Origin of the sequence: Streptomyces cylindrosporus (genome assembly GCF_022698165.1) — a bacterium.
Taxonomy (GTDB): Bacteria; Actinomycetota; Actinomycetes; order Streptomycetales; family Streptomycetaceae; genus Streptomyces; species Streptomyces cylindrosporus.
Genome location: NZ_JALDAY010000002.1, coordinates 820,342 through 834,639 on the forward strand (window position 1 = coordinate 820,342; position 14,298 = coordinate 834,639).

13 protein-coding genes are annotated in these 14,298 nt (G+C 69.5%); 11 read left to right on the forward strand and 2 right to left on the reverse strand.

Going from position 1 to position 14,298, the window contains the following annotated elements:
- The first annotated feature begins 53 nt into the window (after positions 1 to 53).
- On the forward strand, positions 54 to 452 hold the full coding sequence (locus MQP27_RS08800; protein ID WP_242763331.1) for a RidA family protein: 399 nt from the start codon (positions 54 to 56) through the stop codon (positions 450 to 452).
- A 20-nt stretch (positions 453 to 472) separates the two neighbouring features.
- Positions 473 to 973 carry a GNAT family N-acetyltransferase gene (locus tag MQP27_RS08805; protein WP_242763643.1) on the forward strand — a complete coding sequence of 167 codons (501 nt, stop codon included), beginning with the start codon at positions 473 to 475 and terminating at the stop codon, positions 971 to 973.
- 2 nt (positions 974 to 975) lie between these two features.
- Here MQP27_RS08805 and MQP27_RS08810 read toward each other — a convergent pair whose 3' ends face one another.
- Complete coding sequence (locus MQP27_RS08810; RefSeq protein WP_242763334.1) at positions 976 to 1,551, reverse strand: adenylosuccinate lyase; 576 nt, start codon at positions 1,549 to 1,551, stop codon at positions 976 to 978.
- A 397-nt stretch (positions 1,552 to 1,948) separates the two neighbouring features.
- Here MQP27_RS08810 and MQP27_RS08815 point away from each other — a divergent pair, with 397 nt between their 5' ends.
- The 9 genes from MQP27_RS08815 to pssA all read left to right on the forward strand — a co-directional run bounded on the left by MQP27_RS08815 (position 1,949) and on the right by pssA (position 12,918).
- The gene (locus MQP27_RS08815; protein WP_242763337.1) at positions 1,949 to 3,754 is read left to right on the forward strand and encodes a 3-hydroxyacyl-CoA dehydrogenase family protein; all 1,806 of its coding nucleotides are present in this window, start codon (positions 1,949 to 1,951) and stop codon (positions 3,752 to 3,754) included.
- Positions 3,755 to 3,914: 160 nt separating this feature from the next.
- The gene (locus MQP27_RS08820; protein ID WP_242763340.1) at positions 3,915 to 4,727 is read left to right on the forward strand and encodes a TetR family transcriptional regulator; all 813 of its coding nucleotides are present in this window, start codon (positions 3,915 to 3,917) and stop codon (positions 4,725 to 4,727) included.
- A gap of 425 nt (positions 4,728 to 5,152) precedes the next feature.
- Entirely contained in the window at positions 5,153 to 6,496 is a 1,344-nt protein-coding gene (gene ccrA, locus MQP27_RS08825) for a crotonyl-CoA carboxylase/reductase (RefSeq protein WP_242763343.1), read from the forward strand.
- 17 nt (positions 6,497 to 6,513) lie between these two features.
- On the forward strand, positions 6,514 to 8,562 hold the full coding sequence (locus MQP27_RS08830; RefSeq protein WP_242763347.1) for an ethylmalonyl-CoA mutase: 2,049 nt from the start codon (positions 6,514 to 6,516) through the stop codon (positions 8,560 to 8,562).
- Positions 8,559 to 9,524 carry an HpcH/HpaI aldolase/citrate lyase family protein gene (locus MQP27_RS08835; RefSeq protein ID WP_115910143.1) on the forward strand — a complete coding sequence of 322 codons (966 nt, stop codon included), beginning with the start codon at positions 8,559 to 8,561 and terminating at the stop codon, positions 9,522 to 9,524. The genes MQP27_RS08830 and MQP27_RS08835 overlap by 4 nt, the downstream gene beginning before the upstream one ends.
- 5 nt (positions 9,525 to 9,529) lie before the next feature.
- On the forward strand, positions 9,530 to 10,036 hold the full coding sequence (locus MQP27_RS08840; RefSeq protein WP_242763350.1) for a MaoC family dehydratase: 507 nt from the start codon (positions 9,530 to 9,532) through the stop codon (positions 10,034 to 10,036).
- Positions 10,037 to 10,041: 5 nt separating this feature from the next.
- Positions 10,042 to 11,247, forward strand: a complete 1,206-nt coding sequence (locus tag MQP27_RS08845; protein ID WP_242763353.1) for an acyl-CoA dehydrogenase family protein — start codon at positions 10,042 to 10,044, stop codon at positions 11,245 to 11,247.
- 170 nt (positions 11,248 to 11,417) lie between these two features.
- On the forward strand, positions 11,418 to 12,074 hold the full coding sequence (locus MQP27_RS08850; protein WP_242763357.1) for a phosphatidylserine decarboxylase: 657 nt from the start codon (positions 11,418 to 11,420) through the stop codon (positions 12,072 to 12,074).
- A gap of 61 nt (positions 12,075 to 12,135) precedes the next feature.
- Positions 12,136 to 12,918, forward strand: coding sequence for a CDP-diacylglycerol--serine O-phosphatidyltransferase (gene pssA, locus MQP27_RS08855; protein ID WP_242763360.1), 783 nt, complete (start codon positions 12,136 to 12,138; stop codon positions 12,916 to 12,918).
- A gap of 72 nt (positions 12,919 to 12,990) precedes the next feature.
- On the opposite strand, the gene MQP27_RS08860 is transcribed toward pssA, so the two are convergent.
- On the reverse strand, positions 12,991 to 14,109 hold the full coding sequence (locus MQP27_RS08860) for a glycerate kinase (RefSeq protein ID WP_242763646.1): 1,119 nt from the start codon (positions 14,107 to 14,109) through the stop codon (positions 12,991 to 12,993).
- Positions 14,110 to 14,298 lie beyond the last annotated feature (189 nt).

The following is a 14,298-nucleotide window of genomic DNA, read 5'->3' on the forward strand; positions in this document are numbered from 1 at the left end:
TTGACCCACCGTCGGGGGCGGGCGTTGTCAGACCCGTGGTCCACCATGGACGCATGAGTGAGCTGACCAGGATCCCCGCCCCCGACGGCGTCTTCCCCGCCGCCCAGTACAGCCACGTGGTGCTGGGCACCGGCCGTTTCGTCGCGATCGCCGGCCAGGTCGCCGTGGACGAGGACGGCAAGCTCGTGGGCGAGGGCGACCCCGAGGCCCAGGCCCGCCAGGTCTTCGAGAACCTCCGCCGCTGCCTGGCCGCCGCCGGCGCGGGCTTCGACGACGTCGTCAAACTCACCTTCTTCGTCACGGACATGGCCCACATGCCGGCCCTCCGCACGGCCCGCGCCGTCCACATACCCGACGACCGCCTGCCGGCCGCGACGGCCGTCCAGGTGGCCGCGCTGGTCCGGCCGGAGTTCCTGATGGAGGTCGAGGCGTTCGCGGTGGTGGCCCCGTGAGCCGCCCCCGCGTCCGCGAGATGACGCTCGAAGACTGCGACCGGGTCGCCGAGATACGCGTCGGCGGCTGGCGGTCCGCGTACCGCGGCCTGATCCCCCAGCCCTACCTCGACTCCATGAGCGTCCGGGAGGACGCCGAGCGCCGCCGCACGCGCCTCCTGGAGGGCAGTGCGGGCGTGGTGAACGTGGTGGCCGAACGGGACGGCGAGGTCATCGGCTGGGCCTGTCACGGCCCGTACCGCGACGGTGAAGTCCCCGCCGGGGGCGTGGAGTTGTACGCGATCTACGTCGATCCGCAGCGGTACGGCGCGGGCGTGGGGCGGCAGCTGATCGAGGAGTCGGTACGACGGTGCACGGCCGCCGGGCACACCCGGATGTACCTGTGGGTGTTGGAGGGCAACGCGCGCGCCCGCCGCTTCTACGAGCGCTCCGGCTTCCGGCCGGACGGCGCCGCCGAGCCCTTCGAGGTGGACGGCGTGCAGGTGCCGGAGGTTCGGTACGTCAAGGAGCTGTCGGGCTGACCTCACCTGGGCCTGGGGATCCGCGCCAGCGCCCGTACCGCCGCCTCCGCCAGCGCCGGATGCGCGAGGGCCTCGTTCAGTACGGGTCTGGCGCGGGCGTCCTCCAGGTCGCCGAGCCCCTCGACGCAGGCAAGGGCCACGCGGCGGTAGGGGTCGTGCGGGCGCAGCCTGCGCTCCAGGGTGGTGATCAGCGCGGGTACGGACTCGGGGGCGCGCAGCTCCGTCAGCAGGCGGACCGGGTGCAGGGCGTAGGCGACGCGCAGTTCGTTCGTGGCGAGCGCCGCCGCCGCACGGGCCGTGCGCGGGTCGCCGAGGCGGGCGAGGGCGTACGCGGCGGAGGCGCAGCGCTGCGGATCACGGTGGTTCAGGAACAGGACGAGCGACTCGAAGGCCCGCCGGTCGCCCGCGAGTCCCAGCCGGAACGCGGCCAGTTCCCTGGCCCACAGCGGCTGTCCGGGCTCGGTGAGCACGCCGGCCAGCTCGTCGGTGTCCTCGGTCGCCACGAGCCGGTCGCAGGCGGGGCTGCCTTGGGACTCCGCCCGTAAACGCTCCGTGAGTGATCGCAACTCTTCGTCCATGGCACCGAGATTAGGGTCCCGGCGGATCCGTCGGGACCTACATCACAAACACGGGGACTGGCGCGCTCGTTACCCGCCGGTTAAGCTCAATCGAGCGAGTCACCCACTCGCATCTGCTTACGTCGGCCTGGTGACGCAGCCGTCGTAAGGGCAGTCGGTTCGGTACCACAGGTACCGCAGCACGACCCGGCCTCGGGACAGGGCCGGTCGGTTTCCCCGTTCGCTCCAGGCGTGTGCACGCCCATGGCGACGGCACCGGGCGTGTGCGCTCGCAGCCCGGCAACACCCGCATCCCTCTTCACGCACCCGGTGCGCCCGTGGTCCGGCCGCGAGACGGCCACCCCTCGGCGCACCCGGGGGCGCTCCCAGTCGTCACCCTCATTCCTGGAGTCCCGCGATGGCCACTCCCCTGTCCGACACCCCTCTGTCCCCGATCGAGACCATTGCCGTCGTCGGTCTCGGCACCATGGGCACCGGTATCACCGAGGTCCTCGCCAAGGCCGGTCGCGAGGTCGTCGGCATCGACATCAGCGAGGCCGCGGCCGCCAAGTCGGTCGCCGCCCTGGAGGCCGCCACCGCCCGAGCCGTGGAGAAGGGCCGGCTCACCGAGCAGGAGCGCGCCGAGCTGCTGGCCCGCGTGAGCACCTCCACCGACCTGCGGGCCGCGGCCGACGCCGACCTGGTCATCGAGGTGGCTCCGGAGTCGTACGAGATCAAGCACCAGATCTTCCGTGAACTCGACGGCATCGTGCGCCCGGAGACGATCCTGGCGACCGGCACCAACGCCCTGTCCGTGACCCGGCTGGCCGCCGACTCGGCGCGTCCGGAGCGCGTGCTCGGGCTGCACTTCTTCAACCCGGCGCCCGCCATGAAGCTGGTCGAGGTCGTCTCCTCGGTGCTGACCGCGCCGACCGCCGTCTCCGCGGTCACCAACCTCGCCCTCGACCTCGGCAAGGAGCCCGTCGCGGTCGGCGACCGGCCCGGATTCGTCGCCGACGGGCTGCTGTTCGGCTACCTCAACCAGGCCGCAGCGATGTACGAGGCCAAGTACGCCTCCCGCGAGGACATCGACGCTGCGATGCGGCTCGGCTGCGGTCTGCCGATGGGCCCGCTCGCGCTGCTCGACCTGATCGGCGTCGACACCGCCCGTACGGTCCTGGAGGCCATGTACGCCGAGTCCCACGACCGGCTGCACGCCCCCGCCCCGATCCTCAAGCAGCTCAGCGAGGCGGGCCTGACGGGCCGTAAGTCGGGCCGCGGCTTCTACACCTACGAGGCCCCCGGCAGCGCCACCGTCGTGCGGGACGCGCTGACGCCGCTGGCCGGCGCCGAGCGGGCCCCTGGCCGCGAGGTCCGCTCGGTCGGCGTCGCCGGCTCCGGCACCATGGCCTCCGGCATCGCCGAGGTCTTCGCCAAGGCCGGCTACGAGGTGGTGCTGGCCGCCCGCAGCGAGGAGAAGGCGCAGGCCGCCAAGGCCCGGATCGGCAAGTCGCTCTCGCGTTCCGTCGACAAGGGACGGATGACGGCCGAGGCCGCCGCGCAGACCCTGGACCGGATCACCGCGGCGGGCTCCTACGACTCCTTCGCCGAGGTCGACCTGGCCGTCGAGGCGGTCGCCGAGGACCTGGAGATCAAGCAGCAGTTGTTCCAGGCGCTGGACAAGGTCTGCAAGCCCGGCGCGGTCCTGGCCACCACGACCTCCTCGCTGCCCGTCGTCGCCTGCGCCCGCGCCACCTCGCGCCCGCAGGACGTGATCGGGATGCACTTCTTCAACCCGGCGCCGGCGATGAAGCTGGTCGAGGTCGTCCGTACGGTGTTGACGGCCGAGGACGTCCACTCAACTGTTCACGAGGTGTGTGGACGGATCAAGAAGCACGCGGTCGACTGTGGAGACCGTGCGGGCTTCATCGTGAACGCATTGCTTTTCCCGTACCTCAACAACGCGATCAAGATGGTGCAGGAGCACTATGCATCTCTTGACGACATTGACGCTGCGATGAAGCTGGGCGGCGGCTACCCGATGGGCCCGTTCGAGCTCCTTGACGTGGTCGGGCTCGACGTCTCCCTTGCGATCGAGAAGGTCCTGCACCGCGAGTTCCGCGACCCGGGCCTCGCTCCGGCCCCGCTCCTGGAGCACCTGGTGGCCGCGGGCTGCCTCGGCCGCAAGACCGGCCGTGGCTTCCGCGAATATGCCCGCCGCTGACGGCGTCGGCGACTGGTTCAGAGGCGGCGAGGACTGGGGCGGACTGCTCGACCCGGGCAGTCCACCCCCGCCCCCGGGACCCGGCGCTCCCCCGCCCGCTCCGGGCGGGGGAAGCCCCGTACCTGCGCATCGAGCTGCGCACATGCAGTACGTTCGGGTCATGTCCCAGCCCGCCAAGTCCTCACGTACACCAGCTACGCCCGACGCGCCGGAAAGTGCCGCAGGCAGTCGCGCGGCCGCCCAGCGGCTCAAGATGCGCCGAGAACTGGCGGCCGCGGCGATGGAGCTGTTCTCGACCAAGGGGTACGAGGCGACCACCGTCGACGAGATCGCGGCCGCGGCCGGAGTGGCCCGCCGCACCTTCTTCCGCCACTTCCGCTCCAAGGAAGAGGCGATCTTCCCCGATCACGACGACACGCTGATCCGCGCCGAGGCCGTGCTCAACGCGGCCCCGCCGCACGAGCACCCGCTCGACACGGTGTGCCGCGGCATCAAGGAAGTCATGCGGATGTACGCGGCCCGGCCGGAGATCTCGGTCGCCCGCTACAAGCTCACGCGCGAGGTGCCCACCCTGCGCGAGGCGGAGATCGCGTCGGTGGCCCGCTACGAACGCCTCTTCACCCGCTACCTGCTCGGCCACTTCGACGAGCACGCGCACGACGACGACGCCAACGACGACCCGCTGCTCGCGGAGGTCGCCGCGTCCGCGGTCGTCACCGCCCACAACCACGTCCTCAGACGCTGGCTCAGGGCCGGCGGCCAGGGCGACGTGGAGGCGCAGCTGGACCACGCCTTCGCGATCGTGCGCAAGACGTTCGGCACGGGCATCGGGGCGGGCCGTACGGCACCCCCGCAGCCGCCCGCACCGGCGACGGTCTCCACCCAGGGCGAGGTGCTGGTCACGGTCGCCCGCACCGACGCCCCCCTGGACGAGGTCATGCGGACCATCGAGCAGGCGCTCAAGGACCGCTGAGGAGCATCGGGAAGCTCCTTCGGCGCTGTGATGACGGCCACCCTTCGGGGTGGCCGTTTTGGCATGTCAGAGCACCTTTTCGAGCAGATTTCAGAGCCCGTTCGATCGATCATCGCTCATTTGTTACGTAAAGATTTCACCTGAGAGGAATCTCTGGCACTCAGTGCCTTGCACGGTGGCACGCGGTGTCTTACGTTGATGGTGTCCGGGCGGCCGGCGAGCAGAGACCTTTCGCTCGCCGGCTGTCCCAGCAAGTCATCGACTCGCCCGCCCGGACGCCTGCGTCACAGGCAACCTCCCGCGCCACAAAGCGCTGCCGAAGCACCATCCGCCGAACCGACGGCACTTCACCGAAACCCTCAGCAGCACACCGACGTAACCCTCAGCACCCCTCCCTCAGGGTGCGTATCGCCGGAGGCAACACCGTGACCACGAAGGACATCCTGGACGCGATCCAGTCGCCGGACTCGACGCCGGCCGACTTCGCCGCCCTGCCGCTCCCCGAGTCGTACCGCGCGATCACCGTGCACAAGGACGAGACGGAGATGTTCGCGGGCCTGGAGACCCGTGACAAGGACCCGCGCAAGTCGATCCACCTGGACGAGGTGGCGCTGCCCGAGCTCGGCCCGGGCGAGGCCCTGGTCGCCGTCATGGCATCGAGTGTCAACTACAACTCGGTGTGGACCTCGATCTTCGAGCCGCTGTCCACCTTCGGCTTCCTGGAGCGCTACGGCCGCCTCAGCGAGCTCACCAAGCGGCACGACCTGCCGTACCACATCATCGGCTCCGACCTCGCCGGCGTCGTCCTGCGCACCGGCCCGGGCGTCAACGCCTGGAAGCCCGGCGACGAGGTCGTCGCGCACTGCCTGAGCGTGGAGCTGGAGTCGAGCGACGGCCACAACGACACCATGCTCGACCCCGAGCAGCGCATCTGGGGCTTCGAGACCAACTTCGGCGGCCTCGCCGAGATCGCCCTGGTCAAGTCCAACCAGCTGATGCCGAAGCCGGACCACCTCAGCTGGGAGGAGGCCGCCGCTCCGGGGCTCGTGAACTCGACCGCGTACCGGCAGCTGGTCTCCCGCAACGGCGCCGCCATGAAGCAGGGCGACAACGTGCTGATCTGGGGCGCCAGCGGCGGTCTGGGCTCCTACGCCACGCAGTTCGCGCTGGCCGGTGGCGCCAACCCGATCTGTGTCGTGTCCTCGCCGCAGAAGGCGGACATCTGCCGGGCGATGGGCGCCGAGGCGATCATCGACCGCAACGCCGAGGGCTACAAGTTCTGGAAGGACGAGCAGACCCAGGACCCCAAGGAGTGGAAGCGCTTCGGCAAGCGCATCCGCGAGCTCACCGGCGGCGAGGACATCGACATCGTCTTCGAGCACCCCGGCCGCGAGACCTTCGGCGCCTCCGTCTTCGTCACCCGCAAGGGCGGCACCATCACCACCTGCGCCTCGACCTCGGGCTACATGCACGAGTACGACAACCGCTACCTGTGGATGTCCCTGAAGCGGATCATCGGCTCGCACTTCGCCAACTACCGCGAGGCCTGGGAGGCCAACCGGCTCATCGCGAAGGGCAAGATCCACCCGACGCTGTCGAAGACCTACTCCCTGGAGGAGACCGGTCAGGCCGCCTACGACGTGCACCGCAACCTCCACCAGGGCAAGGTCGGCGTGCTGTGCCTGGCCCCCGAGGAGGGCCTCGGCGTGCGCGACGAGGAGATGCGCGCCAAGCACCTCGACGCCATCAACCGCTTCCGCAACATCTGAGACACCCGGGGTCATAGATGACTGAGCGTCAGCCCGCCGAAGGCACGCGGGAGAAGGACCGGCCGTGGCTCATGCGCACGTACGCCGGTCACTCCACGGCCGAGGCGTCCAACGAGCTGTACCGGCGCAACCTCGCCAAGGGGCAGACCGGCCTGTCGGTCGCGTTCGACCTGCCCACGCAGACCGGCTACGACTCCGACCACATCCTCGCCCGCGGCGAGGTCGGCCGGGTCGGTGTGCCGATCGCGCACCTCGGTGACATGCGCCGGCTGTTCCAGGACATCCCCCTGGAGCAGATGAACACCTCGATGACGATCAACGCCACCGCCATGTGGCTGCTGGCGCTCTACCAGGTCGTCGCCGAGGAGCAGGGTGCGGACATCACCAAGCTCCAGGGCACGACCCAGAACGACATCGTGAAGGAGTACCTGTCGCGGGGCACGCACGTGTTCCCGCCAGGTCCCTCCCTCCGTCTGACGACGGACATGATCTGCTACACGGTCAACCACATCCCCAAGTGGAACCCGATCAACATATGCAGCTATCACCTCCAGGAGGCGGGGGCGACCCCGGTCCAGGAGATCGCGTACGCCATGTCGACGGCGATCGCGGTGCTGGACGCGGTGCGGGACTCGGGGCAGGTGCCGGAAGAGAAGTTCGGTGACGTCGTCGCCCGGATCTCCTTCTTCGTGAACGCGGGCGTCCGCTTCATCGAGGAGATGTGCAAGATGCGCGCCTTCGGCCGCATCTGGGACAAGATCACCCGCGAGCGGTACGGCATCGAGAACCCCAAGCAGCGTCGCTTCCGGTACGGCGTCCAGGTCAACTCCCTCGGTCTGACCGAGGCGCAGCCGGAGAACAACGTCCAGCGGATCGTCCTCGAGATGCTCGCCGTGACGCTCTCGAAGGACGCACGCGCGCGTGCCGTCCAACTCCCCGCCTGGAACGAGGCCTTGGGCCTGCCCCGGCCCTGGGACCAGCAGTGGTCGCTGCGCATCCAGCAGGTCCTCGCCCACGAGAGCGACCTGCTGGAGTACGAGGACATCTTCGACGGCTCGCACGTCATCGAGGCGAAGGTCGCCAAGCTGGTCGAGGAGTCCCTCGCGGAGATCGAGCGGATCCAGGAGATGGGCGGCGCGATGGCCGCCGTCGAGTCGGGCTACCTCAAGTCGCAGCTCGTGTCGTCCCACGCCGAGCGGCGCGCTCGTATTGAGTCCGGTCAAGAGAAGATCGTGGGCGTCAACATCTTCGAGACGACCGAGCCCAATCCACTCACCGCGGATCTCGATACAGCCATCCAGACAGTCGATCCGGCTGTCGAGGCCCGCGTCATCGCATCACTGCGGAACTGGCGCGACACCCGCTACCAGCCCCCCTTCAACCACCCGCGCCCGTGCAAGGCGCTGGAGAAGCTGAAGGAGGCGGCCAGGGGCACCGGCAACCTCATGGAGGCCACCCTGGAGTGTGCCCGTGCGGGGGCCACGACCGGTGAGTGGGCCGGTGCCCTGCGCGAGGTGTTCGGCGAGTTCCGCGCCCCGACCGGCGTCTCGTCCGCGCCGGTGGCGGTCCCCGCCGAGGAGGGCTCGGCCATGGCCGAGGTGCGCCGCAAGGTCGAGCTGACGGCGAAGGACCTCGGCGTCGGCAAGCTGCGCTTCCTGGTCGGCAAGCCGGGCCTGGACGGGCACTCCAACGGCGCCGAGCAGATCGCCGTACGGGCCCGGGACGCCGGCTTCGAGGTGGTCTACCAGGGCATCCGGCTCACCCCGGAGCAGATCACGGACGCGGCCCTCGCCGAGGACGTGCACGCGGTCGGCCTGTCCATCCTCTCCGGCTCGCACGCCCAGCTCGTTCCCGACGTGCTGGAACGGCTCCGTGTGGCCGGTGCCACAGACATCCCCGTCATCGCCGGTGGGATCATCCCCAATGGTGACGCCGAGCAGCTGAGGGCCGCCGGAGTGGCCGCCGTCTTCACCCCGAAGGACTTCGACATCACCGGAATCATCGGCCGCATCGTCGACGAGATCCGGAAAGCGAACAAGCTCGACCCCCTGGAGGTCCCCGCATGACCACGCCCGTCAACCGTCTGCGTCCGCGACGCTCGTGCCTCGCGGTCCCCGGAAGCAACCCCCGCTTCCTGGAGAAGGCGCAGGGCCTCCCCGCCGACCAGGTCTTCCTGGACCTGGAGGACGCGTGCGCCCCGCTCGCCAAGCCCGAGGCCCGGCACACGATCGTCAAGTTCCTCAACGAGGGTGACTGGACGGGCAAGACGAGGGTCGTGCGGGTCAACGACTGGACGACCGAGTGGACGTACCGCGACGTCGTCACGGTCGTCGAGGGCGCCGGCCAGAACCTCGACTGCATCATGCTGCCGAAGGTGCAGACGGCCCAACAGATCGTCGCCCTCGACCTCCTGCTGACGCAGATCGAGAAGACCATGGGCTTCGAGGTCGGCAAGATCGGCATCGAGGCGCAGATCGAGAACGCCCAGGGCCTCAACAACGTCAACGAGATCGCGACGGCCTCCCAGCGCGTCGAGACGATCATCTTCGGCCCGGCCGACTTCATGGCGTCGATCAACATGAAGTCGCTGGTCGTGGGCGAGCAGCCGCCCGGCTACCCGGCGGACGCCTACCACTACATCCTGATGAAGATCCTGATGGCCGCCCGCGCCAACAACCTCCAGGCGATCGACGGCCCCTACCTGCAGATCCGCAACATCGACGGCTACCGCGAGGTCGCCCAGCGTGCCGCCGCCCTCGGCTTCGACGGCAAGTGGGTGCTGCACCCGGGCCAGGTCGAGGCGTCCAACGAGATCTTCTCGCCCTCCCAGGAGGACTACGACCACGCCGAGCTGATCCTGGACGCGTACGACTACTACACGTCCGAGGCGGGCGGCAAGAAGGGCTCGGCGATGCTCGGCGACGAGATGATCGACGAGGCCAGCCGCAAGATGGCGCTGGTCATCTCCGGCAAGGGACGCGCGGCCGGCATGCAGCGCACCAGCAAGTTCGAGATCCCGGAGGCCTGACGGTCATGCAGTTCGGACGCACCTACGAGGAGTTCGAGGTCGGGGCGACGTACAAGCACTGGCCGGGCAAGACGGTCACCGAGTACGACGACCACCTGTTCTGTCTCCTCACCATGAACCACCACCCGCTCCACATGGACACCAACTATGCGGAGAACACGACGGACTTCGGCAAGAACGTCGTCGTCGGCAACTACATCTACTCCCTGCTGCTCGGCATGAGCGTGCCGGACATCTCCGGCAAGGCGATCGCCAACCTGGAGATCGAGTCGCTCAAGCACGTGGCGCCGACCTTCCATGGCGACACGATCTACGGCCAGACGACCGTGCTCGACAAGTGGCCCTCCAAGTCGAAGAACGACCGCGGGATCGTCCACGTCGAGACCAAGGGCTACAAGCAGGACGGCACGCTGGTCTGCGTGTTCCGCCGCAAGGTGATGGTGCCGACCGAGACGTACATCAAGGAGCGCGGCGGCGAGCAGCCCGGCCGCCCGGAACTTCAGGAGGGCTGAGCCCCATGGCACGCCTCGCCCAGACCGCCGGTCTGACCGACGTCCAGCAGGAGATCCTCTCCACCGTCCGCGACTTCGTGGACAAGGAGATCATCCCGGTCGCGACCGAGCTGGAGCACCGTGACGAGTACCCGCAGCAGATCGTCGACGGGCTCAGGGAGTTGGGCCTGTTCGGCCTGATGATCCCGGAGGAGTACGGGGGTCTGGGCGAGTCGCTCCTGACCTACGCGCTGTGCGTCGAGGAGATCGCCCGTGGCTGGATGTCGGTCTCCGGCATCATCAACACCCACTTCATCGTGGCGTACATGCTCAAGCAGCACGGCACGCAGGAGCAGAAGGACCACTTCCTGCCGCGCATGGCGGCCGGCGACATCCGCGGCGCCTTCTCGATGTCGGAGCCGGGTCTGGGCTCGGACGTGTCCGCCATCACCTCCAAGGCGGTCAAGGACGGTGACGAATACGTCCTCAACGGCCAGAAGATGTGGCTGACCAACGGCGGAACGTCAAGTCTGGTCGCCGTACTCGTCCGAAGTGATGAAGGACACCCCGAGGGCACGGCACCCCACAAGTCGATGACGACCTTCCTGGTCGAGAAGGAGCCCGGCTTCGGAGAGGTCCGCCCCGGCCTCACCATCCCCGGGAAGATCGACAAGATGGGCTACAAGGGCGTCGACACCACCGAGTTGATCATGGATGGCCTGCGGATTCCGGCCAACCGCGTGCTCGGCGGCGAGACCGGCCGAGGTTTTTACCAAATGATGGACGGGGTCGAGGTCGGCCGCGTCAACGTGGCGGCGCGTGGCTGCGGCGTCGCTCAGCGTGCCTTCGAGCTCGGCGTCCAGTACGCCCAGCAACGGCACACTTTCGGCAAGGCGATCGCCCAGCACCAGGCCATCCAGTTCAAACTGGCGGAGATGGCCACCAAGGTCGAGGCCGCCCATGCGATGATGGTGAACGCCGCACGCAAAAAGGACTCCGGCGAACGAAACGACCTTGAGGCAGGGATGGCGAAGTACCTCGCCTCCGAGTACTGCAAGGAGGTCGTGGAGGACGCCTTCCGGATCCACGGTGGCTACGGCTTCTCCAAGGAGTACGAGATCGAGCGCCTCTACCGCGAGGCGCCGATGCTGCTCATCGGTGAAGGCACCGCCGAGATCCAGAAGATGATCATCGGTCGCAGGCTGCTCGAAGAGTATCGATTCCAGGGCTAGATGTCCGGATACGGGGTGTTTTCTTGGAGAAGAAGATCACACCCCGTAGGCACTCTTCGGCCGCCGACTCGGCTTCCTGGCTTGCCCAGTTGTGGCCGTCGACCGGTACGATCCCCGGAAAGCCGCCGTCCCCCGTTACAGCGCGGCATCATCCGCTACGAAGGTCATCCATGCCCCACAGCCAAACCTCTGCACCACGCGACAGCCTGGCAGGCGTACGTCTTGCGCGCGGAGCATCGCCGTGGCTTCTGCCGACCGTCGCCACCGCAGCCCTCAGCCTGGCCCGCGCGCGCCGCTCCGGCGTCGCCAAGGCCGTGGCCGTGCCCGCCACCGCGCTCGCGGCGGGCATGCTGTGGTTCTTCCGCGACCCCGAGCGCGAGATCGCTCAGGGCCGGGTCATCTCGCCCGCCGACGGTGTGGTGCAGAGCATCATGCCGTGGAAGGACGGACGTACCCGCGTCGCGATCTTCATGAGCCCGCTCAACGTCCACGTCAACCGCGCGCCGCTCTCCGGCGAGGTGACGTCGGTCGAGCACATCCCCGGCGGGTTCGTTCCGGCGTTCAACAAGGAGAGCGAGAACAACGAGCGCGTAGTCTGGCATTTCGACACCGAACTCGGCGACATCGAGATGATCCAGATCGCCGGCGCGGTGGCCCGCCGCATCGTGCCCTACATCCCGCAGGGGACGAAGGTCGAGCAGGGCGACCGCATCGGTCTGATCCGCTTCGGCTCGCGCGTCGACATCTACCTGCCCGAGGGCGTGGAGGTGGCGGTCGAGGTCGGTCAGAAGACCGTGGCTGGGGTGACTCGCATTGACCGTGATTGATCCTTCAGATACCCAGGCGGGCTGGGTTCCCGAGGCCGACGAGGTGGACGACGAGGAGGAGATGCCTCTTTCTCTCCGCCTCTCGATAGCGGACACCCTCACCCTCGGCAACGCGACGTGCGGCTTCATGGCGGTGTACTTCACCACCACCGGCATCCTGATCCCGCACCTCACCGACAGCCAGGAATCCGGCATGGCGCGCAACAGCGCGGCCACCGCGGTGATCCTGATGCTGTGCGCGGCGGTCTTCGACCTGTTCGACGGCCTGGTGGCGCGCAAGCTGCGCTCCTCCCCCATGGGCGCGGAGCTGGACAACCTCTCCGACCTGATCAGCTTCGGCCTCGCGCCGGCGTACTTCGTGCTGGTCTACGGCATGGTGGCGGACGACGCGTACCAGAAGGTCGCGGCGGTCGGGGCAATCGTGGTGCTCCTGGCCGTCGTACTGAGACTCGCGCGCTTCTCGTGCGTGACGCCGACGAACGGCATGTTCCAGGGCATGCCGTCCCCGTTCGGCGCCCTGACGGTCGTCTCGATCGTCCTCCTGGAGCTGCCGTTCTTCGCGACGCTCCTGGCGATCCTGGGCACCGCCTGGCTGATGGTGAGCCGGGTCGAGTACCCGAAGCCGCGCGGCCGCAGCGCGGTGGCGATGCTCTCCTGGATCGTGCTGAGCATGGGCCTGCTGGCGGCGTGGGCCTTCGACGCCCCCAGCGGCCAGCTGCTCCTCCAGACGGGCTGCGCGCTGCAGCTGGTCATGGGCGCGGTCATCCCGCTGTTCGCCACGGCCCGCCGGGTGAACAACTTCCGCGACAACCGCCGAGAGGCGCGGGCGGCCCAGCTGCCGTAGCGGATGTCGTACGACGATGAGGGCCCCGAGCCGACCGGCTCGGGGCCCTTCGTCATGCCGACCGGCTCTCGCTCAGGTCAGGAAGTCGCGCGCGATCTGCTCGGCGACCCGCTCCAGGATCGGCCCGGCGTCCGAGATGCACTTGGCGACGTCCGGCTCGGCGTCCGTCAGCGGGTACGCCCGGCGGATCCCGGCCCGGCCCAGCGCCTCCGGCGGCAGGGCGAGACGGCCGCAGACCGCGACGACCTCCTTGTCCGCGGCGCGGGCCGCGGCGGCGACGCCCGCGGGGGCCTTGCCGTGCAGGGTCTGCTCGTCCAGGGAGCCCTCGCCCGTGATCACCAGCTCCGCCCGCTCCAGGGCCGGCGCGAAGCCCAGGACGTCGAGCATGACCTCGATGCCGGGGCGGAAGCGGGCGCCGAGCAGGAGGGCGCCGTAGCCGATGCCACCGGCCGCGCCCGCGCCCGGCGAGGCGGCGTACTCGGCGGCCTGGGCGCCGACCGCCTCCTCCAGGACCTTGGCGTAGTGCGCGAGGGCCGAGTCCAGGGTCTCCACGTCGTCCGGGGACGCGCCCTTCTGCGGGCCGTACACGGCCGGGGCGCCCTTGGGGCCGGTGAGCGGGTTGTCCACGTCGCTGGCGAGGACCAGCTCGACGGAGGCGAGGCGCGGGTCCAGGCCGGACAGGTCGGCCGAGGCGAGCTCGCCGAGGCCGCCGCCGCCCGGCGGGACCGGCTCGCCGTCCGCGTCCAGGAAACGCGCGCCCAGCGCGGAGAGCATGCCGGCGCCGCCGTCGGTCGTGGCGCTGCCGCCGACGCCGAAGACGATGGTGCGCGCGCCCGCGTCGAGCGCGGCCCGCAGCACCTCGCCCGAGCCGTACGTCGAGGCCGTCAGAGGCGCGAAGACGCCCGCCGGGAGCCGCTGCAGGCCGCTGGCCTCGGCCATCTCCACGACCGCGGTGTCGCCGCGCAGCGCGAAGGCCGCCGTCACGTCGTGGCCGAGCGGTCCCGCGACCAGGAGCTCGCGCCGCTCGAAGCCGGCCGCGACGGCCGCGTCCACGGTCCCGTCACCGCCGTCCGCCACGGGCAGCGAGGCCACCTCGACTCCCGGCACGACCCGGCGCAGCCCGGCCGTCACACGCTCGGCGACCTGCACGGCCGTGAGCGACCCCTTGAACTTGTCCGCGGCGATGAGCACGCGCTGTGTCACCTGTATCCCCTTGCTCTCCGGGCCTCACGCATGTCAAGGCCAGTCGCGCCGCTGCGACCTTAACCGGAGACCGCCCCCGCCGTCATGCACCGCCCGGACCCTGAGAACGGCGTGGGGACAACGTACGAGCGCCGTGTCAGGCGCCTGTGCGGACGCCCAAAACCCGCGCGGGCGCCC